Source organism: Polynucleobacter sp. AP-Titi-500A-B4 (assembly GCF_018688095.1).
In the GTDB taxonomy this organism is placed as follows: Bacteria; Pseudomonadota; Gammaproteobacteria; order Burkholderiales; family Burkholderiaceae; genus Polynucleobacter.
The window spans coordinates 489,980-508,537 of the sequence record NZ_CP061311.1; the positions used below are offsets into that span (position 1 = coordinate 489,980).

Sequence of the window (18,558 nt, forward strand, 5' to 3'; positions counted from 1 at the left end):
GATAATGAAAGCCTTGGTTTATACCCAGCCCAATGAAATGCAAATTATGGAACGTCCATACCCTTCTTTAGATGAGGGTGAGGTGGTTCTCAAAATCGAGTCTGTTGGAATCTGCGGAAGTGATATGCATGCATTTCATGGTCATGACCCAAGAAGAAAGCCGGGCCTAGTTTTAGGGCATGAATTTGCTGGCACGGTTGAGGAGATGAGCTCTCCATTGTTTTCAAAGGGTCAAAGAGTTACCGGGAACCCTTTAATTACATGTGGCAATTGTGAATATTGCTTGCAAGGCCGAAATAATTTGTGTGCTAATCGTACGATGGTTGGGATGACAAGACCGGGCGCCTTTGCGGAGTATATGAGTATTCCCGCTAGTTCACTTATTGCTATTCCAGAGAGCTTAAGTTTAGATGCGGCTGCGTTAACCGAGCCTGCTGCCACAGCCGTCCATGCCATTAACTTATCAATGCGCGCACTTCAAAGACCGATTCAAGAGTGCCGTGTTTTGATATTGGGTGGAGGTGCAATCGGAATGTTATCAGCGTTACTCTTGAAGCATTACGGTGTGGATGACTTGACGGTTGCTGAAGTGAATCCCTTGCGTAGAAAAGCGATAGAAAAATACGTAGACTGTAAGACAATCAACCCGATTGATAAAAAGATTTCAGAAAATGCTTATGAGTTTGTGATGGATTGTGTCGGCGCTGTAGTAACCCGAAACTCGGCTTTAAGTGCAGTTAAACCTGGCGGAGTAATGATGCATGTTGGCCTACAGGATTGGGCTAGCGAAATTGACATGAGAAAGCTTACGCTTGCTGAGATTACCCTGCTGGGCACCTATACCTATTCGACGGTAGATCTACAAGCCACTGTAAATTTGCTTGCACGCAATGCCTTTGGTGACCTTGTATGGGTTGAAAAGAGATCGCTGGAAGAAGGTCCTCAGGCATTCAGCGACTTGCATGCAGGAAAGACTGCTGCAGCTAAAGTTTTATTAAAACCGTTTTAATCTATCTCGGGATGCTGAGCTATGCAATTTGACTTTTACTCAACCCATTCAATATTGGTGGCGCGAGGTAGTTCAGTCAATCTTGCACGCAAGATTCAGGAGCGAGGCGGCAAATCGGTATTGATTGTTACTGATCCTGGAGTGTTGGCTGCAGGCTTGCTAAATAGAGCATTAGCTCAATTTAAAGAGCTGCAGCTATCAGTTCAAATCTTCTCAGATGTTGAAGCTGACCCACCAATCCCGGTAATCAATCAGGCAGTGCTGGCGGCTCAAGAATGTCATGCTGACTATATCGTTGGGTTTGGGGGTGGTAGCTCAATGGATGTTGCCAAGTTGGTTGCACTCCTATCGTCTGGAAAAGAAAGATTGGAAGATATCTATGGGATTGGCATGGCGAAAGGCCCAAGATTGCCTCTCATCTTAGTGCCGACTACCGCAGGTACTGGCTCAGAGGTGACTCAAAGTTCTGTTGTTACGGTCAGTGAGAGCGAGAAAAAGGGTGTGCTTTCACCACATCTTTTGCCAGACATGGCAATACTCGATGCAGAATTAACTCTCGGCCTGCCATCACATGTAACCGCCGCAACTGGAATAGATGCAATGGTTCATGCAATTGAAGCTTTCACTACTAAGCGCTTGAAGAACCCAATGTCGGACTGCGTTGCTAAAGAGTCTTTGAGATTATTGGCTGGTAACCTTCACCAAGCAGTCAATTTTGGAAACGATATTGTTGCTCGTGAAAATATGTTACTTGGTGCTTGTTTAGCCGGTATGGCATTTACGAATGCACCGGTTGCTGGAGTGCATGCCTTAGCCTATCCAATTGGAGCAAGATTCCATGTGCCTCACGGTTTATCTAACTCATTAATGCTGGCACCGGTAATACGATTTAATATTGATGTTGCTCACTCGATGTATGCAGAGCTTGGTCAAATCATAAAGCCTGGGCTAAAAGGTTCAAGTATTGAGCAGGCCTCCCAGTTGGCCGATTATCTCGGTAGCCTTGCTGGTGAGTTGGGATTGCCGCAAAAGTTGCTTGAGGTAGGAATTACAGAACGTGATATTGATCAGCTAGCACAAGATGCGATGCTACAAACTCGATTGCTGATGAATAGTCCCAGAGAAATTACTCTGAAAGATGCTGCGACGCTATATCGTGAAGCCCTATAGGCTAGATAAGAAATGCTGCTTGATAGCTAGCGTGATGTTCTGTCTCCCGTGCTTCTTACGCTCTAGAAGTCCAACCTTACGATAGATTGTTTTTCCAGGTAGATCCTGAATGTTGAGCTGTCGATCATTCCCCCAGGAGATGTTTGCTAACTTTGGAACGATCGAATAGCCAAGCCCTTGGCGCACTAGTTCAATAATAGCCTCGACAGAATTGAGCTCCATACCTTCTTCTATAGAAAGTTTATTAGCCTTAATGGTTTGGTCAACTAGATGGCCCGTCCAAGTATTGCGCTCAAAGCGAATGAAGGGCAGTTTGGAATCTGCGTACGACACGTTTGATTTTCGTTTTGATGCAGTTGCTGGACTGATCAAGATCATGGGCTCTTTGTATAGCTCAGTCCATTGTACGTTTTGGGGTAATGCATATGGGGACTCAGTGACAATTGCTGCATCGAGGCTACCTTCTAAAACTTGATCAAGGAAATCACTTGATAAGCCGGCAATCAATTTCACTTCAAGACTGGGAAAGCTTTGCTTTAATTCATTTAAAGTTTTTCCAAACGCACCCATGAGAGTAGATACCAGCGCACCTAAAACAATCGTTCCGCTAAGATCGGATTTAAGATCTGAGCCAAGGGCCTCGTAGCGAGCGACAATTTCTTGTATCGGTTCGATTAGCGATCTTCCATGCGTATTTAAGGTGAGGGAGCGCTTCGTCCGATCAAATAGCTCTAGACCAATTTCTTTTTCCAGTTGTTGTAATTGCTGTCCAGCCGCCGCTGCGGTGAGGCCAATTTCTCGGGCTGCAGCTGCCACACTCTTGTGGCGGGTAATCGCCAAGAAGTTTTTTAGGGTTTTAATGCTAGACATGGGCATTATTATAAATAATTTCTTTATCTCAAAGAAAAATTAATTCGATTTATTTTTTACTATCCATCAATATAATGAGGGCATGTCAAATACAGATCTGAAAGTAAGGGTATGGCGCGGCTCCCAAGAAGGGGGGTTTGTTGAATACTTGGTGCCACGCAACCCCAATCAAACAGTTTTGGATGTCGTTACCTACATCCAGAGAAAGCTTGACCCCACCTTGAGTTACCGCTTTGCTTGCAGAGTGGGTATGTGCGGATCTTGTGCCATGACAGTTAATGGCGTAGCTCGCTGGACTTGTCGTACTCACGTATCTCAGATTCTTCAGGGAGACTCATTAGAGATAGCCCCATTAAATAACTTGCCGGTCATTAAAGATCTCGCAACAGATATGCGAGAGTTTTTTAATAAATGGAAGGGCGCAGTCGGATTTTTTAAAGGCAATCAAACGCGTCATGATGACTTTGCAAAAGTTGAGCCAGATTCTGAAGAGCGTCAATTAGCCAATGCTGGGATTGAGTGTATCGGCTGTGGTGTTTGCTATGCCTCCTGTGAGGTAGTTGAGTCAAGACCTAATTATCTTGGACCTGCTGCACTCAATCGCGCTTGGACATTAACGAATGATGTGAGAGATGTTCAGCAGTTAGATCGTATGCGTGCCGTAGCAGGTGATGCTGGTTGTCACGCATGCCATACACAAGGCTCTTGTACTGAGCGTTGCCCCAAGGCTATTGAGCCTACTGCCAGTATTGCTGGTTTAAAAAAGTTAGTTGCTAGGGCTGCCGTACGTGGAAGTAAGTGGGGCAAGCTATGAGCACTGGCGTATTGCAAGCAAAGCTTTGGTATGCGCAAAGAATTAGCGCTATGGTACTTGGGATTTGTGTTGCGATTCATTTGCTCATTATTTTTTACGCTATCAGAGGTGGTTTAAGTGCGCAAGAGATTTTAGGCCGCACCCAGGGCAATGTGCTGTTTGCTATTTTTTATGAAATTTTTGTACTAGCGTGTTTTGTACACGCGCCAATCGGTGTAGCGAATATCTTGCAAGAGACTTTCCCAAAGAGTGAATTGGCTAAACCTCTAGCTTGGATGCTGGCACTGCTGATTTTGGTTCTTGGCACTGCTGCAGTTGTTGGTGTTTTTACAGGAGGTCAAATATGAGCTCCAGACCAAAGTTAGATTACCGTGCAAAAAGCCACTTATCTTATTTTGCATATGCGTGCCATCGCTTTTCTGGCTTGCTGTTGGCATGTTTTATACCCCTGCACTTTCTGATGCTGTCTCAGTCTTTACGAGGAGCCGAGGGCTTTGAGAAATCCTTAGCTTTAACTGACTTTTGGGCATTTAAGTTTGGTGAGTGGGCCTTGGTTATTTTGCTGGCAGTTCATTTGGCAGGCGGAATACGTCTGTTGATGATCGAGTTTGGGCCATGGAAGGGCTTACGCAAGGGCTGGATTCAAGTTTCCATCCTGTTCGCGATTGTGTGCGGACTTTTATTTCTATATTTCGCTAATTGATTAGGTTGATATGCAATTACAAATGAATTTAGTGGAAGAGGCCTGCAAAGAGCTCTACATTAGGGCCCTCAAGGTTTTGCCTGATGATATTAAGGCTGGTATTGATAAGCTAGATAAAGCGGAGACAGATTCACGTGCTCAAGTAGTTTTGAAGACTATGATTACTAATATCTCGGTAGCAGAGCGTGAAGATAATCTCCTTTGCCAAGATACAGGTCTGCCGATCTATAACGTAAAGATTGGCAGCAATGTGCAATTTGATGGCATGGCCTTAAAGGCGGCGATTCGTAAAGGATGTGAGCGCGCCACTAAAGAGTATCCACTCAGATCTTCGGTGGTGCATCCAATTACTCGCAAAAATAATCACACCTCTTGTGGCATTGATATGCCAGCTATACATATTGATTTTTTTGATAAATCAGAATCAGTTGAGATTGAAATGGTGCCAAAGGGTAGCGGTTCAGAAAATAATTCTTTTTTAAAAATGGCAATACCTGCAGATGGTATTAATGGGGTTAAAGCGTTTGTGATTGAAAGTGTTGTTTCTGCTGGCGGGAAGACTTGCCCGCCAACGATTGTCGGTGTTGGGATTGGTGGCACCTCAGATCAATGTGTTGCTATGGCAAAACGTGCAGCAACCCGTGAATTAGGCAGTGTATGTAGTGATGAAGAGGGTGCTAAGTTAGAGAAAGAGCTCAGCGCCGCCGTTAATCAGCTTGGCATTGGTCCACAAGGACTCGGTGGTGACGGAACTGCTTTTGCGGTTCAAGTTGAGCTAGCTCATACCCACATTACTTTGAATCCCGTTGCAGTCAATATGCAATGCCATTCCGCTCGTAGAGCACGTGCAACCTTTACGCCTTCTGGCGTGACCTACGGATTCTAGGAAGGCGACTGATGGCACATTACAACCTTGCAACACCAGTAAGCGAAGAGGATATCCGCAAGCTACGAATTAACGATACCGTGACCTTGCAAAATACTTTGTTCGGCATTCGTGATGCTACTCAAATTCATATGTTTGATCATGACCGTAAGACGCGCTTTGATTTAAATGGTCATGCAGTGATTCATACGGCACCTAATGTTCGTAAAGTGCCAGTAAGTAACCAGTTCCCTGCGGGATATGAACCTATTTGTATTGGTACAACCACCTCAGATCGTATGGAGCGCTTCACTCACCCCTTAATGACCCAGAATGGTGTACGAATGATTGTGGGCAAAGGTGGTATGCGCGAGGGTTCAGCTGCGGCTTTCAAAGAATTGGGTGGCGTTTATTTAGCCATTATTGGTGGTACTGCAGCGCTTGAAACAACTTGGATCGAGCAGATTGAGGATGTGGATATGGATGATCTCAATCCAGAGTCTTTATGGCGTTTCAAGATTAAAGATTTTGGCCCATTACTAGTTGCAATGGATAGTCATGGCGGCAGTATCTACCAAGAAGTGAAGAGTGATGTCGCTAGCAAAAAAGCAGCAGTACTAAAAAGCCTTGGGATCAGCTCATGAATACGATTCCAACAATAGATACTGATATCTTGATTCTGGGCTCAGGGGGCGCAGGTCTTTTTGCTGCATTGCATGCCCATCAAGCAAACCCCAACTTAAATATCACCATTGCTGTCAAAGGTTTGCTAGGTAAGTGTGGTTGTACGCGTATGGTGCAGGGCGGTTACAACGTGGCTTTGGCCGAAGGAGATTCTGTTGAGCGCCACTTCATGGATACGATTGAAGGTGGTAAATGGCTCTCTGACCAGGATTTAGCATGGACGCTAGTTAGTAAAGCGGTTGAACGTATTCATGAGTTGGAAAATGAATTAGGTTGTTTTTTTGATCGCAATCCAGATGGCACAGTTCATCAAAAAGCATTTGCTGGTCAAACATTTGATCGAACAGTTCATAAAGGGGACTTAACCGGCATTGAAATTATCAATCGCCTGGCTGAACAGGTATGGGCCAGAGGTATCAATCGTCTAGAAGAGTATCGTGCTATTGAATTGATCCATAGCAAAGATGGCCAATCACTTGCTGGGGTATTGATGCTCAATATGCAGACCGGTGAATTTGTTCTGGTCCGCGCCAAAGCTGTCCTGCTCGCAACTGGTGGTGGCCCAACTATGTACAAATACCATACACCGTCTGGAGATAAGAGTTGTGATGGCTTGGCAATGGCATTGCGAGCTGGGCTTACATTGCGCGATATGGAAATGGTGCAATTTCACCCCACTGGTTTATTGGCTGGTCCGGGGACTCGTATGACAGGCACCGTCTTGGAAGAGGGATTACGCGGTGCTGGTGGTTATCTGCTCAATGGCAATCGAGAGCGCTTCATGGGTAACTATGACCCACGTAACGAGCGCGCTACTAGAGATATTGTTTCTCGATCTATTAATTCAGAGATTCGTTCTGGACGCGCAACCCCGAATGGTGGGGTCTACATTCAAATGAGTCATTTGGGACCAGAGAATGTGCGTAAGCAATTTAAAGGGATGGTTGAACGTTGTGCCGATAGCGGCTTTGATCTAGCGAATGATTTGGTTGAGGTAGTGCCAACCGCTCACTACATGATGGGTGGTCTTGTTTTTAGGAAAGATTGCAGCACCGATCTGCCGGGTCTTTTTGCAGCTGGTGAAGATACGGGTGGCGTTCATGGTGCCAATCGCTTAGGTGGTAACGGTGTTGCTAACTCAACCGTTTTTGGAGGTATTGCAGGAGATGTGATGGCTCACTGGGTTGCTTCACAGCAGTTCAAAGAGTGCAATATGGATGAGGTTGCACAAAGTATTGAGGCGCACGAGGCGCCCTTGAAAAAACCAGCTGGTGATATTGAGGCAATCCGCGATGCCCTTGCCGAATGTATGTGGGATGACGTTGGCATTTCGAGAACAAAAGAGTGCTTAATGCGCGCACGTCAAACCTTGAAGCAGTTGGCTTCACAGTTAAATCAAATGGGTGTGGGTAATATTCAGCGTGAATACAGTAATACTTGGCAAGATTGGATGAATTTACAAAATCTCATTCTGGTAAGTCAGGCTGTAACTGAAGCGGCTATTGCCAGGGAGAACTCCAGAGGCGCCCACTATCGAGATGACTTTCCGGAGCCAGGATCTCTTGAAGATTCCTATTACACAGCAGTGAATTTTATTAAGCAAGAGCTAAAGATTGAAAATCGCCCCGTGCAATTTACGATGATACAGCCAGGGCAAACGATCTTGGTAGAGGCGTAATCATTTTTGATTTAATTGATCCTATCCAGTTTGCTTTGGCAACACTGGTTATATTTCTTGCCTATTTCATTTTTGGTATCTCAGGTTTTGGTTCATCTATTGTTGCAGTGCCTTTGCTAGTGCAAATGTATCCGCTGAAATCGGTAGTCCCGATGATGGTGATTATTGATATCTGCGCCTCTTTATATGTCGGCAGAAAATCTTCTCAGGATGCTAATCTCAAGGAGCTGAAATGGCTGTTCCCGTTTAGCCTGATTGGCATGATTCTCGGAATCTATTTATTGGTGATGGCTCCAAGTGAGCCACTACTCATTACTTTGGGTTGCTTTGCGGCAATCAATGGAGCTCGCATCCTTTGGCAAAGAAATACAGAATTACGTGAACCCATTAGTAAGTGGTGGGCTGCGCCATTTGGATTTTTTGGTGGGACCTTTACGGCATTATTTGCCACTGGTGGGCCAATCTATGTGTCATATCTAGGTTTACGGATCAATGATCCTAAGATGTTGCGCGCCACGATGGCGTTTGCAATATTTACGCTGACCCTTTTGCGTCTCACCTTAATGCTAGTTACTGGTTTGATTTTGAGTTGGCCGGTGATTGGATTAGCAATTTGTCTTATGCCGGCCACCTTTCTGGGGATTTGGTTTGGCACCCATGTACATACCAAATTAAGTAATGCTGCCATGAGAGTGGCTTATGGCTCAATCCTCATTTTTTCCGGAATCATTTTACTAATACGTCAACTCACATAGATAGACGGATTGCCTAGCCTGCAAGCATTTTTGTGCCCAAATTAAGATCGTTTGATGTTTGGCGCCGCAAGTCCATCAATCATGATGTTCATGCACGCAGGAAGTTTACTCTCCATAGCTCGTTTAGCAGCTGGTAGCACTTCAGTGGAGTCATTCACAAATTCTCCATGTCCTCCAAATGCAGAGGACACTTTTTCATAATGGGATGGAAGTAGCTCGCAACCAATAGTTCTGTCTTGACCATATTCACGAACTTGAATTTGGTATTCAGCATTCCAGCGAGCATCATTACCAACTACCAGTAAAAATGGGAGTTTGTAGCGAACGGCGGTATCAATTTCTGCACTATGAAAGCCGAATGTACCATCGCCCATCACCGCAACAATTGGTGAGTGAGGCTTTGCAACTCTCGCTGCAGTTGCAAAGGGTAGCGCCGATCCAATCGATCCAGCCACACCATTGATAACTCTATTAGGGGCCTGTAGGCAGGCTTGTGCCCACTGGCCAATTTCACCGCCATCACTAATGAGTACGGAGTCGGGATGGCTATCTAGAATTTCTTGCAGTGGGGCAAGCGCTTGTACGGGGTGCATCGTTCCAGTTTTTGGTGGGAGTTTCTTCCAGGCTTCAGGACGAAATGCAATAGCATCTACTACTTCGTTTTGCCAATGGCTAGTTGGAATCGCTTTTGCATTATTTAATCTAATAATGGCTTCAATGGCACTCGGAACATCGGCTTGAATTGATTGCGCTAGTCGTTCCCCAATGACTTTTTTAGCCCGCTCGATTTCACTAGCATCAGGATCGATTTGGAGGAACTTGCAGCTCTTCTGAATTCCGGGACTTTGTGCAAACTTCAGGGTGAAGTCTGTCTTTTTCCCAAGCAATAATATGCAATCCGTTTGACTTAATACTTCAGCAAAAGCACCCAAGCTTGGATCGCCAATACCCCTGGGGCTTTCCATGCCAACAACAGGAATGCCAGTCACTTTTTCAAGTTCCTTTAATTTCATTCTGCCTGGTTTGGACTGCATTAAAGGACCAGTCAAAATGAGCGGCTTGCTTGATTTATGTAACTCACTCATTAGTATTTCTAGGGCGGCGGTATCAGTTATAGATACTTCCGCACTAAAGGATGAGGTGGTGGGCATAGTTGTATTGAGGGGAAGAGCGGACTCAAGCACATCGGTAGGAAGGCTGAGGTGAACAGGACCGGGCCTGCCGGATTTAGCAATGCGAATTGCTTTTGCAAAATCCAATGCCAAATCTTCCGTCTTTTGACATACCCATGAAGCTTTCGTGAGTGGCGCTGCGATAGCTGCTTGATCCATCTCCTGAAAGGCGCCTTTTCCGAGTTGTCCGATTGGAGCATGACCTGAAAGAAGGACCACTGGTGACTCAGCCATGGATGCCGTATAGAGCGCTGAAATAGCATTGGCATGTCCAGGACCGCCTGTTACAAGGGCAATCCCAACCTCGCCCGTTAATCTTGCCCAGGAGTCAGCCATATGAACTGCGGCTGCTTCATGTCTGGTGTGGATGAGGTCAATTTTTGTATCAAAGATAGTGTCATACACAGGCATGATGTGATTACCTGATAAGGTAAAAATTTTATTGATACCTGCTATCTCGAATGCCTCTATAAGGGCATGCGCCCCAGTTTTATTTTTTGTATTCATTAATTTGACAATATCCCGATTACCTCAATATGTTGCAGCAAATAAAAAGCCACCTATTAAAAGTGGCGTTTTATTTATTGGGCGCTAATATTTCTGCCCTTAATCACTTTTTCCCAAACTACCGACTCTGCTTTTACTTGGGTTTCAAATTCTTTCTGATTATTGACGACTGCAGTTAGGCCATTTAAATCTAGGCTAGCACGAAGTGCTTCTGAATTTACAGCTTTAACAGTAGCGGCATAGATTTTATCGGTGATAACTTTAGGGGTGTTTGCTGGAGCAACAAGTCCAAACCAGCCAGTGGATTCAAATCCAGGTATGCCTGACTCGGCGACTGTTGGAACATCCGGCAATTGTTTGGAACGCTTCAAACTAGTAACTGCTAGTGGCTTAATTTGGCCAGCCTTTGCAAACCCTGCTGCTGCTGTGAGGTTGCCGACCATGAAATCAATTTGACCTGCTACTAAGTCATTTAGTGCTGCGGATTCACCTTTATAGGGTACGTGTGTCGCTGGAATTCCAGCTGTATAGGTAAAGTTTTCCTCAGCCATATGTACCTGGCTGCCAATACCGGCTGAGCCAAAATTTAAGTCTTTGGTTTTTGCATAAGCAATGAACTCAGCAACGTTCTTTACTGGAATCTTATTGCTTACAGACAAAAGCATTGGCCCACTTGCCACATTGGTAATGTAAACAAAATCCTTGGCGTAATTTACGGGCAGTTTTTTATAGAGATTTGGATTGACGGTAAGCATGCTTCCAGAAGCCAGCATGATGGTATATCCATCGGCTGCAGATTGTGCGACAAATTCAGCGGCGATATTGCCGCCAGCGCCAGGCTTATTTTCAACAATCACGTTTTGACCAAGATCTTTTGTCAGTTGCTGAGCTAGTAGGCGCCCTAGAATATCAGTGGTACCTCCTGCAGCAAAAGGAATGATGAGTTTGATAGGCTTCGTCGGCCAATTTTGAGCATTTGCAATTGGCGAGCTAATTAATATGAGGGCTCCAGTAACCAATGCAATTTTAGTGCTGAGACTTGCGATGAATTGCTTAAACATTCTTTTGTTCTCCGGTGTTAATTCAATCTTAGTATCTTATCTTTGATTTCTCTCAAAAATAGAAGCGATCTCTATTTAATAGTTATAAGCTTATGTGCTGCTAGTGTCTCCTCCAGAGATTGTTTTGTGCAATTGAATTTGTAATTGCATTGCACAATCAGGGGGTATTGCAGGATATCTAAATCATCTATATGATCTAGATATGTCATCCATTTTGATCTCTGAGTTCATTACAAGTCAAGCCCTAGAAACCCTGCGTTCTAAGCATGCAGTCGTTTATGAGCCTGAGTTATATAAAGACCGCCCAGCTTTGATTGCTGCATTGCAAAATATTGAGGCGCTGATTGTTCGTAACCTCACACAGGTCAATGAGGACATTTTGGTTGGCGCACCCAAGTTGAAAGTAGTTGGTCGACTAGGCGTTGGCCTAGAGAATATTGAATTGCCAGCTTGCGCGAAGCGTAATATCAAAGTCATACCTGCTACCGGTGCAAATGCTGAGTCGGTTGCTGAGTACGTTGTAGGCGCTGCGGTTGCATTAACAAGAGGCTTCATTCCGGCAACTATCTCAACCTTAAAGGGCGAATGGCCTCGCCCCCGCTTCTCTGCATACCATGAGTTTTTAGGAAAGACGATAGGTATCGTTGGATTTGGAAGCATTGGAAGAGTGGTGGCTAAGAAGGCAAATGCATTTGGTTTGCAGTGTCTTGCTTATGACCCAATGTTATCTGGCAGCTCTGTTGAGCTTCCTGGGTTTTCAGTGCCGTTACTTCCTTTAAGCGACTTGCTCGCACATAGTGATGCAGTTTCCTTGCATCTCCCATTTCTGCCAGAAACAAAGAACCTATTTGATGCCTCCACTCTTGATCAAATGAAGTCTGGCGCTTGCCTGATTAATACTGCTCGCGGTGGCATCGTTGATGAGAGGGCTCTAGTAGAACGCTTACGGACCGGACGTTTGGGCGGTGCGGCTATTGATGTATATGAGAGTGAGCCGGCTAAAGATTTGAGTCATTTTGCAGGGATTGAGAATCTGATCCTGACCCCACATGTTGCAGGGGTAACTCAGGAAAGTAATGAGCGCGTTAGTCAAATGATTGCCGATGAAGTGAATCGGTTTCTAGGAGCATAAGGTGAATTTGTCCTATCAAAAGATGGTTAAGTTAGCTTCATCAGGTTTGCAGGCGGCAGGCATTGGAGAAAAAGCCGCTTATGAGACTGCGCAATTTTTAGCGCTTGCTGAACTGGATGGCTTGGCATCTCATGGACTTGCGCGTGTTTCTCAATATGCGGGGCATGCTAAAAATGGCCGCATAGAGTTATCACCAAAAATTAAAGTACGCCCATTTAAAACCTCTGCCGCTTTAGTAGACGCTTGTGATGGTCTTGCCTTTCCAGCGCTACGATTTGCTACTGACTTATCTGTGAATCTGGCATCTAAGACGGGCGTTGGACTGGTCGCAGTTACCAACAGCCATCACTTTGGAGTTGCAGGGCACTTTGCTGAAGCCGCAGCGCGTGCCGGTTATATCTCTTTATTGTTTGGCAATACACCAGCAGCAATGCCGATGGTTGGTGGCAGCAAAGCCCTTTTTGGTACGAATCCTCTGGCTGCTGCGTTTCCTGTGGCAAATCACGATCCGATGGTGATTGATATGTCCTTATCGGCTGTGGCTAGGGGTAAGTTATTGGTTGCGGCGAAAAAGGGAGAGTCTATTCCAGAAGGTTGGGCATTAACTGCTGATGGCAAGCCAACCACTGATCCCAATGAAGGACTCAAGGGCTTAATGGTTCCGCTTGGTGGCGATAAGGGGGCTTTGCTTGCTCTCATTATTGAGTTGCTAGTTGTCGGTCTATCGGGAAGTCGATTCTCTTATGAAGCAGATTCTTTTTTTGATGCCAAGGGCAATCGTCCTCGCATCGGACAGCTTTTGCTAACCATCGATCCAGGTTTGGCGGGTAGCCAAGTGTTTGCAAGTAGGATGCAAGAGTTCTTAAAAACCTTGGCATCTGACTCTGGAACCCGAGTTCCCGGACAAAGACGTTTTAAACAGCGTGCATCAGGCTTTAAAGAGGGCGTCAACGTTTCTGATGTGGTTATAGAAGAAATTCAGGCTGGTATTCGCCAGTCATGGGGTGTTTAGTAGTTAAACAAGATTAAAGAGGAGAAGGTAATGATCCATTTTGTCGTGCATGAGCCAGGAGATGGCGTAGGCGTAGTAGTAGTTGAAGGTGTGAAAGCCGGAGATGATTTGATTGGTTGGGTGATGGATGGAGATTTAACTCTCAATATGAAGTCTGAGAGTGATATTCCAATTGGTCACAAAATTTCTTTGAATGAATTTAAGCCAGGCGATACGGTCATGAAGTATGGCGTTGATATTGGCAAAGTAGTTGCTCCCATCAAAAAAGGTGAGCATCTCCACGTTCAGAACGTAAAAACTAAGCGCTGGTAATCCAGGCCCTTATTCACACATTCATTGAGAAAGAAAAAAATGATTAATTTGAAAGACGCGACCTTTATGGGTTACCGCCGTGAGAACGGCCGCATGGGTATTCGTAACCACGTGCTGATTTTGCCTTTGGATGACTTGTCGAATGCCGCTTGTGAAGCAGTGGCAAACAACATCAAGGGAACCCAAGCTATTCCTCACTCCTATGGACGCTTGCAGTTCGGTGCTGACTTGGAATTGCATTTCCGTACATTGATCGGTACTGGTTCTAATCCAAACGTTGCTGCGGTAGTAGTGATCGGTATTGAGCCACAGTGGACCAAAATTGTGGTTGATGGCATTAAAGCTTCAGGCAAACTAGTTGAAGGTTTTTGGATTGAGGGCAATGGCGATACTGCTACGATTGCCTCAGCCAGTAAAGCTGCATATGCAATGATGAAGCATGCGTCAAAGCAGAAACGTGTTAAAGCACCGTTGTCCGAGCTTTGGGTATCTACGAAGTGTGGTGAGTCTGACACTACCTCCGGTTGCGGTGCAAACCCAACGGTTGGTGATGCATTTGACAAGCTCTACGGAATTGGCTCTACCTTGGTATTTGGTGAGACTACTGAGTTAACTGGTGGTGAGCATTTAGTAGAAGCTCGTTGCCGCACTCCAGAGGTGAAGAAAAAGTTCCGCGAAATGTTTGATCGCTATCAGGATGTGATTGAGCGTCATAAGACCAGTGACTTATCTGACTCGCAGCCAACCAAAGGCAATATTGCTGGTGGTTTGACCACGATCGAAGAAAAAGCTTTAGGTAATATTCAGAAAATCGGTAAGAAATGTATCGTTGATAGCGTCTTGGATAAGGGCGAAGAGCCAAAGATTCCAGGTTTGCACTTTATGGACTCCTCTTCAGCTGCAGCTGAGATGGTGACTTTGTGTGCTGCTGCTGGATTTGCCGCTCACTTCTTCCCAACAGGTCAAGGGAATGTAATCGGTAATGCGATTCTTCCGGTGATCAAGATCTGCGCTAATCCAAAAACAGTTCGTACAATGGGTGAGCACATTGACGTTGATGTGTCAGGTCTTTTGCGTCGCGAAGAGAATATGGATCAGGCTGGTGATAAGTTATTAGAGTGCCTCTTGCGCACTGCTGATGGCGAATTGACTGCCTCTGAAATTCTCGGTCACCGCGAATTCGTATTAACCCGTTTATACGAGTCAGCGTAAGTCTTAAAGCATGAAATCCCTGACTGCTTATCAAGAAGTAAAGCAAAAGATCACCGAAGATCTGGTCAGGGGTCGTTATCCTATGGGGCAGGCATTGCCTGCCGAAAAGGATTTATCAAAAGAGTTAGATGTATCTATAGGAACCCTGCGCAAAGCGGTGGATGAGTTGGTTGCTGAAGGCATTGTGGTTCGTCGCCAAGGCAGGGGTACCTATGTTGCTGAGCATGACCTCAAGCGTTTGCTCTATTACTTTTTCCACGTTGTCAAACATGATGCCGACAAAAAAGTTAACCCAAGGGTTGAGCTGGTTTCGTTGACCAGTGCCGTTGCAAACAAGGAAGAGGCTAGTAAGCTCGAGATTAAAGAAGGTGCCGCAGTATGGCGCCTCGTCAACTGCCTTTATCTAGATGATAAATGCGTCATGATTGATCAGATCACGCTTGATAAAAAGCGTTTTCAAAAACTGAACCGAGCTGATTACATTAATCGCGAGGGCAGCATTTACCAGTTGTACCAAATGAAATATGGACAGACCGTGGTTCGAAGTAGCGAGCGCTTACGTGCAGGCCTTGCTGGTAAGCAATTTTCGGAGTGGCTGGGCGTAAAGCCCGATTCACCAGTTTTGATTATCAGAAGGGTTGCGCTGGGCATTCAGGATGAGCCCTTGGAGTGGCGAGTCTCTACACTCAATACCAATCAACACGAATACTTTAGTGAGTTGGTAGTTTAGCGTTATATGTACGGCACTACTAAGCGCAATTTACCGGGGCTATTGGTCTGTTTGGTAATCGCCATGTCCACTAGTTTTCTTTCAGAAAATTATGGTGGACCCCAACTGTTATATGCGCTGTTATTGGGCCTATCGCTCCACTTTCTTTATCTAAACGAGGCTGTAAAACCAGGGATAGATTTTTGCGCAAAAACTATTCTGCGTTTAGGGGTTGCATTTTTGGGTATTCGAATCACCTTCGCAGATATTAGTGCGATTGGTCTGAATACTGGATTTATGGTGATTGTTGCTGTTGCATTAACTGTTTGCTTAGGGTTTGTTCTGGCAAAGTTTTTAAAGTTATCGCCAGACTTTGGATTGATAGCAGGCGGATCAGTTGGAATATGTGGTGCATCTGCTGCGCTTGCCGTTGCCTCCGTATTACCCAAGTCGAAAGAAAACGAGCAATTTACTTTATTGGTGGTTGTTGGCGTTACTGTGCTGTCAACGATTGCAATGGTGACCTATCCTTTTGCATTGCAGATGCTCGATATTGGCGCTCTTTCAGCTGGAATTTTTATCGGCGCAACTATTCATGATGTGGCACAAGTGGTGGCTGCGGGAATGCTTTTTGGCCCCGAGGCGGGAGATGTTGCTACTGTAGTGAAGCTATTTAGAGTGGCTCTTTTGCTACCAGTAGTTTTAGTCATCTCGATTTTCTTTGGCGCACAAAAAACTACCAGTACTTTAGGGTGGAGTAGCTTACGATTGATTCCCACATTCTTATTGGGCTTTGTCGCCCTATCTATTGTGGCATCGATGCAGATTTTGCCAACTTCGATTACCCATCAAATTGGTGGTTTATCACGTTGGATGTTGGTAATTGCTATTGCAGCAGCGGGATTAAAAACCAATTTTCAGGAATTGGCCAAACTAGGTTGGCAGCCAGTACTCATGTTGGTAGTTGAAACCCTATTTATTGCTATTTTTGGACTTGTATTTATTTTGTACGCATCCTAGAGTTAAAAATAGCAATTCTTTTTGTATTGGCTGTATGCTAGAAAAAATATACGCTAATTAGTTAGCAAAATGGAGGCAAAGTATTTATGTCTAAGAAAGATGTATTTTCTAATCGCCGTCAATTCTTAAAATCATCGATTGTTGCTGGCGCTGGCGTTGGCGGCGTAATGGGTGCCTCTTCTGCCTCCGCTCAAAACCAAGGGGGTGGTTTTTTAGAGATTGATCCTTGGACTAAAACCCAGGGATCAACTTTTGTAAATCCCCCTTATGGTTTGCCATCGAAATATGAAAAGAATGTGGTGCGATTGCTTCCTTCGCCGGCACCAACCTTCCTAACGGGCTCAAGAACTCCTCTGCAAAGTTTGCATGGAATTATTACTCCAAACGGCTTAGTTTTTGAGCGTCATCATGCTGGCGTTCCTGACATCAATCCAGATCTACATAAATTGGTAATTCATGGAATGGTCGATCGCCCAATGATCTTTACGATGGATGAAATTGCGCGCTTTCCATCCGAGTCTAGAATTTATTTTCTAGAATGCTCTGGCAATAGTGCCGCTGAGCTTAAAAAGGCGAGCAATCAAACAGTGCAGCAAATTCATGGATTAGTCTCTTGTTGCGAGTGGACCGGCGTTCGCTTGTCGACTATTTTGCAAGAATGCGGCGTCCAGCCTGGAGCCAAGTGGGCTTTAGCGGAGGGAGCTGATGGTGCCGCGATGACTCGAAGCATTCCAATGAATAAGATGATGGATGATGCCTTATTGGTCTACGCTCAAAATGGTGAGATGTTGCGTGCTGAACAGGGCTATCCTTTGCGATTATTTTTGCCGGGCTATGAAGGCAATATGAGTATTAAGTGGCTTCGAAGAATCAAGTTGGGCACTGAGCCTTGGCAAACCCGTGAAGAGACTTCTGCATATACCGACCTTCGATCTGATGGTAAGGCATTGCAATTTACTTTCGCCATGGAAGTGAAGTCTGTCATTACCCAACCCTCAGGATTGATGAAGCTTAAATCCAAAGGTTTTTGTGAAATCTCGGGTTTTGCTTGGTCTGGTAATGGCAAGATTCGACGTGTTGAGGTTTCAACAGATGGTGGCAAATCCTGGGGGGAGGCGGTACTTCAGGAGCCGGTGATGGATAAATCTTTGGTACGGTTTCGCTTTCCTTGGGTATGGGATGGAGCGCCAGCAACTTTAATGAGCAGGGCAGTTGATTCAAGTGGTGAAATGCAACCTACGATGGATGCTGTAATCAAGGCTAAGAGCGCAAATACTTTTTATCACAATAACGCCATACAACCATGGCGTGTAGCCGCTAATGGGGAGGTTACTAATGGTCGCTAATAGATCCTCCATCGTATGCTTTGTCGTAGTCACCATTGGCATGATGCTTGGCTGTACATCGGGTTATCAAATGCAAGGACCAGTAGGCCTTGGCAAGCCTATTTCTGAAAATCAAATTCGAGCGTGGAATATTGATGTTGGTCCAAGTGGGGCAGGTCTTCCTCCTGGTTCGGGCACTGCTATTGCTGGAGAAAAGCTATATCAGCAACAGTGTGCATCCTGCCATGGGGATCAAGGACAAGGCGGACCCGCTAATCGTCTTGTGGGTGGCGGCGCTTTAAATACGGATAAGCCCGTAAAGACCGTGGGAAGTTTTTGGCCTTACTCAACTACTATTTTTGACTATGTCAAAAGAGCAATGCCACATCAAGCACCGCAATCTTTAACTGATGACCAGGTTTATGCAGCCACCGCTTATATTCTTTATCTCAATAAGATTATTGCAAAAGATGCGGTGATGGATGCCAGGACTCTACCTTTAGTAAAAATGCCAAATAGAGATGGGTTTATTTCAGTGGAGCGTTGAA

General features: G+C 45.2%; 20 protein-coding genes. 17 read left to right on the forward strand and 3 right to left on the reverse strand.

Annotation, left to right across the window (positions count from 1 at the left end; all coding sequences use genetic code 11):
- The first annotated feature begins 4 nt into the window (after window positions 1–4).
- The gene (locus tag FD968_RS02615) at window positions 5–1,009 is read left to right on the forward strand and encodes a galactitol-1-phosphate 5-dehydrogenase (RefSeq protein WP_215367237.1); all 1,005 of its coding nucleotides are present in this window, start codon (window positions 5–7) and stop codon (window positions 1,007–1,009) included.
- 21 nt (window positions 1,010–1,030) lie between these two features.
- Window positions 1,031–2,179 (forward strand): iron-containing alcohol dehydrogenase, encoded by a 1,149-nt coding sequence (locus tag FD968_RS02620; RefSeq protein WP_215367238.1) that lies wholly within the window; start codon window positions 1,031–1,033, stop codon window positions 2,177–2,179.
- On the opposite strand, the gene FD968_RS02625 is transcribed toward FD968_RS02620, so the two are convergent.
- Window positions 2,174–3,049, reverse strand: coding sequence for a LysR family transcriptional regulator (locus FD968_RS02625; protein WP_215367239.1), 876 nt, complete (start codon window positions 3,047–3,049; stop codon window positions 2,174–2,176). The two genes, FD968_RS02620 and FD968_RS02625, sit on opposite strands and share 6 nt — an antisense overlap.
- An 82-nt stretch (window positions 3,050–3,131) precedes the next feature.
- Between FD968_RS02625 and FD968_RS02630 the strand changes: the two genes are divergently transcribed.
- The 7 genes from FD968_RS02630 to FD968_RS02660 are packed head-to-tail and all read left to right on the forward strand — an operon-like array spanning window position 3,132 to window position 8,548.
- Entirely contained in the window at window positions 3,132–3,863 is a 732-nt protein-coding gene (locus FD968_RS02630) for a succinate dehydrogenase/fumarate reductase iron-sulfur subunit (protein ID WP_215367240.1), read from the forward strand.
- Entirely contained in the window at window positions 3,860–4,210 is a 351-nt protein-coding gene (locus FD968_RS02635; RefSeq protein WP_215367241.1) for a succinate dehydrogenase, read from the forward strand. Before FD968_RS02630 ends, FD968_RS02635 begins: the two co-directional genes overlap by 4 nt.
- Window positions 4,207–4,566, forward strand: a complete 360-nt coding sequence (gene sdhC / locus FD968_RS02640; protein ID WP_215367242.1) for a succinate dehydrogenase, cytochrome b556 subunit — start codon at window positions 4,207–4,209, stop codon at window positions 4,564–4,566. Before FD968_RS02635 ends, sdhC begins: the two co-directional genes overlap by 4 nt.
- 10 nt (window positions 4,567–4,576) lie before the next feature.
- A complete protein-coding gene (locus FD968_RS02645; RefSeq protein WP_215367243.1) occupies window positions 4,577–5,452 on the forward strand; it encodes a fumarate hydratase in 876 nt (291 codons plus the stop codon).
- Between the two features lie 11 nt (window positions 5,453–5,463).
- Complete coding sequence (locus tag FD968_RS02650; protein WP_215367244.1) at window positions 5,464–6,075, forward strand: fumarate hydratase C-terminal domain-containing protein; 612 nt, start codon at window positions 5,464–5,466, stop codon at window positions 6,073–6,075.
- Window positions 6,072–7,793: an L-aspartate oxidase gene (locus tag FD968_RS02655; RefSeq protein ID WP_215367245.1), complete on the forward strand. Its 1,722-nt coding sequence runs from the start codon at window positions 6,072–6,074 to the stop codon at window positions 7,791–7,793. The genes FD968_RS02650 and FD968_RS02655 overlap by 4 nt, the downstream gene beginning before the upstream one ends.
- A gap of 35 nt (window positions 7,794–7,828) precedes the next feature.
- Complete coding sequence (locus FD968_RS02660; protein WP_215367246.1) at window positions 7,829–8,548, forward strand: sulfite exporter TauE/SafE family protein; 720 nt, start codon at window positions 7,829–7,831, stop codon at window positions 8,546–8,548.
- A 41-nt stretch (window positions 8,549–8,589) separates the two neighbouring features.
- On the opposite strand, the gene FD968_RS02665 is transcribed toward FD968_RS02660, so the two are convergent.
- Together FD968_RS02665 and FD968_RS02670 are read right to left on the reverse strand one after the other, a co-directional pair.
- Complete coding sequence (locus FD968_RS02665) at window positions 8,590–10,227, reverse strand: thiamine pyrophosphate-binding protein (protein WP_215367247.1); 1,638 nt, start codon at window positions 10,225–10,227, stop codon at window positions 8,590–8,592.
- Window positions 10,228–10,301: 74 nt separating this feature from the next.
- Window positions 10,302–11,288 (reverse strand): tripartite tricarboxylate transporter substrate binding protein, encoded by a 987-nt coding sequence (locus FD968_RS02670; protein WP_215367248.1) that lies wholly within the window; start codon window positions 11,286–11,288, stop codon window positions 10,302–10,304.
- 202 nt (window positions 11,289–11,490) lie between these two features.
- Here FD968_RS02670 and FD968_RS02675 point away from each other — a divergent pair, with 202 nt between their 5' ends.
- The 8 genes from FD968_RS02675 (at window position 11,491) to FD968_RS02710 (ending at window position 18,557) form a co-directional block, all read left to right on the forward strand.
- A complete protein-coding gene (locus FD968_RS02675; protein WP_215367249.1) occupies window positions 11,491–12,420 on the forward strand; it encodes a hydroxyacid dehydrogenase in 930 nt (309 codons plus the stop codon).
- A 1-nt stretch (window position 12,421) separates the two neighbouring features.
- Entirely contained in the window at window positions 12,422–13,432 is a 1,011-nt protein-coding gene (locus FD968_RS02680; RefSeq protein WP_251367612.1) for an Ldh family oxidoreductase, read from the forward strand.
- 30 nt (window positions 13,433–13,462) lie between these two features.
- Window positions 13,463–13,744, forward strand: a complete 282-nt coding sequence (locus tag FD968_RS02685; RefSeq protein WP_215367250.1) for a flagellar biosynthesis protein FlgA — start codon at window positions 13,463–13,465, stop codon at window positions 13,742–13,744.
- A 39-nt stretch (window positions 13,745–13,783) separates the two neighbouring features.
- Complete coding sequence (locus FD968_RS02690) at window positions 13,784–14,956, forward strand: UxaA family hydrolase (protein ID WP_305848944.1); 1,173 nt, start codon at window positions 13,784–13,786, stop codon at window positions 14,954–14,956.
- A gap of 10 nt (window positions 14,957–14,966) precedes the next feature.
- The gene (locus FD968_RS02695) at window positions 14,967–15,686 is read left to right on the forward strand and encodes a GntR family transcriptional regulator (RefSeq protein ID WP_215367251.1); all 720 of its coding nucleotides are present in this window, start codon (window positions 14,967–14,969) and stop codon (window positions 15,684–15,686) included.
- A gap of 6 nt (window positions 15,687–15,692) precedes the next feature.
- Window positions 15,693–16,685 carry a YeiH family protein gene (locus tag FD968_RS02700; RefSeq protein ID WP_215367252.1) on the forward strand — a complete coding sequence of 331 codons (993 nt, stop codon included), beginning with the start codon at window positions 15,693–15,695 and terminating at the stop codon, window positions 16,683–16,685.
- Window positions 16,686–16,771: 86 nt separating this feature from the next.
- Window positions 16,772–18,031, forward strand: coding sequence for a sulfite dehydrogenase (gene soxC / locus FD968_RS02705; protein WP_215367253.1), 1,260 nt, complete (start codon window positions 16,772–16,774; stop codon window positions 18,029–18,031).
- Window positions 18,021–18,557 carry a c-type cytochrome gene (locus FD968_RS02710; RefSeq protein WP_251367614.1) on the forward strand — a complete coding sequence of 179 codons (537 nt, stop codon included), beginning with the start codon at window positions 18,021–18,023 and terminating at the stop codon, window positions 18,555–18,557. Before soxC ends, FD968_RS02710 begins: the two co-directional genes overlap by 11 nt.
- Window position 18,558: the final 1 nt, after the last annotated feature.

What these genes read in the sequence shown, in the direction of transcription:
- sdhC (WP_215367242.1), top strand. Translation starts at nt 4,207, where the DNA reads ATGAGCTCCAGACCAAAGTTAGATTACCGTGCAAAAAGCCACTTATCT.
- FD968_RS02675 (WP_215367249.1), top strand. Translation starts at nt 11,491, where the DNA reads ATGTCATCCATTTTGATCTCTGAGTTCATTACAAGTCAAGCCCTAGAA.
- FD968_RS02700 (WP_215367252.1), top strand. Translation starts at nt 15,693, where the DNA reads ATGTACGGCACTACTAAGCGCAATTTACCGGGGCTATTGGTCTGTTTG.
- FD968_RS02690 (WP_305848944.1), top strand. Translation starts at nt 13,784, where the DNA reads ATGATTAATTTGAAAGACGCGACCTTTATGGGTTACCGCCGTGAGAAC.
- FD968_RS02710 (WP_251367614.1), top strand. Translation starts at nt 18,021, where the DNA reads ATGGTCGCTAATAGATCCTCCATCGTATGCTTTGTCGTAGTCACCATT.
- FD968_RS02635 (WP_215367241.1), top strand. Translation starts at nt 3,860, where the DNA reads ATGAGCACTGGCGTATTGCAAGCAAAGCTTTGGTATGCGCAAAGAATT.
- FD968_RS02665 (WP_215367247.1), bottom strand. Translation starts at nt 10,227, where the DNA reads ATGAATACAAAAAATAAAACTGGGGCGCATGCCCTTATAGAGGCATTC.
- FD968_RS02615 (WP_215367237.1), top strand. Translation starts at nt 5, where the DNA reads ATGAAAGCCTTGGTTTATACCCAGCCCAATGAAATGCAAATTATGGAA.
- FD968_RS02670 (WP_215367248.1), bottom strand. Translation starts at nt 11,288, where the DNA reads ATGTTTAAGCAATTCATCGCAAGTCTCAGCACTAAAATTGCATTGGTT.
- FD968_RS02685 (WP_215367250.1), top strand. Translation starts at nt 13,463, where the DNA reads ATGATCCATTTTGTCGTGCATGAGCCAGGAGATGGCGTAGGCGTAGTA.
- FD968_RS02650 (WP_215367244.1), top strand. Translation starts at nt 5,464, where the DNA reads ATGGCACATTACAACCTTGCAACACCAGTAAGCGAAGAGGATATCCGC.
- soxC (WP_215367253.1), top strand. Translation starts at nt 16,772, where the DNA reads ATGTCTAAGAAAGATGTATTTTCTAATCGCCGTCAATTCTTAAAATCA.
- FD968_RS02655 (WP_215367245.1), top strand. Translation starts at nt 6,072, where the DNA reads ATGAATACGATTCCAACAATAGATACTGATATCTTGATTCTGGGCTCA.
- FD968_RS02625 (WP_215367239.1), bottom strand. Translation starts at nt 3,049, where the DNA reads ATGTCTAGCATTAAAACCCTAAAAAACTTCTTGGCGATTACCCGCCAC.
- FD968_RS02620 (WP_215367238.1), top strand. Translation starts at nt 1,031, where the DNA reads ATGCAATTTGACTTTTACTCAACCCATTCAATATTGGTGGCGCGAGGT.
- FD968_RS02630 (WP_215367240.1), top strand. Translation starts at nt 3,132, where the DNA reads ATGTCAAATACAGATCTGAAAGTAAGGGTATGGCGCGGCTCCCAAGAA.
- FD968_RS02645 (WP_215367243.1), top strand. Translation starts at nt 4,577, where the DNA reads ATGCAATTACAAATGAATTTAGTGGAAGAGGCCTGCAAAGAGCTCTAC.
- FD968_RS02695 (WP_215367251.1), top strand. Translation starts at nt 14,967, where the DNA reads ATGAAATCCCTGACTGCTTATCAAGAAGTAAAGCAAAAGATCACCGAA.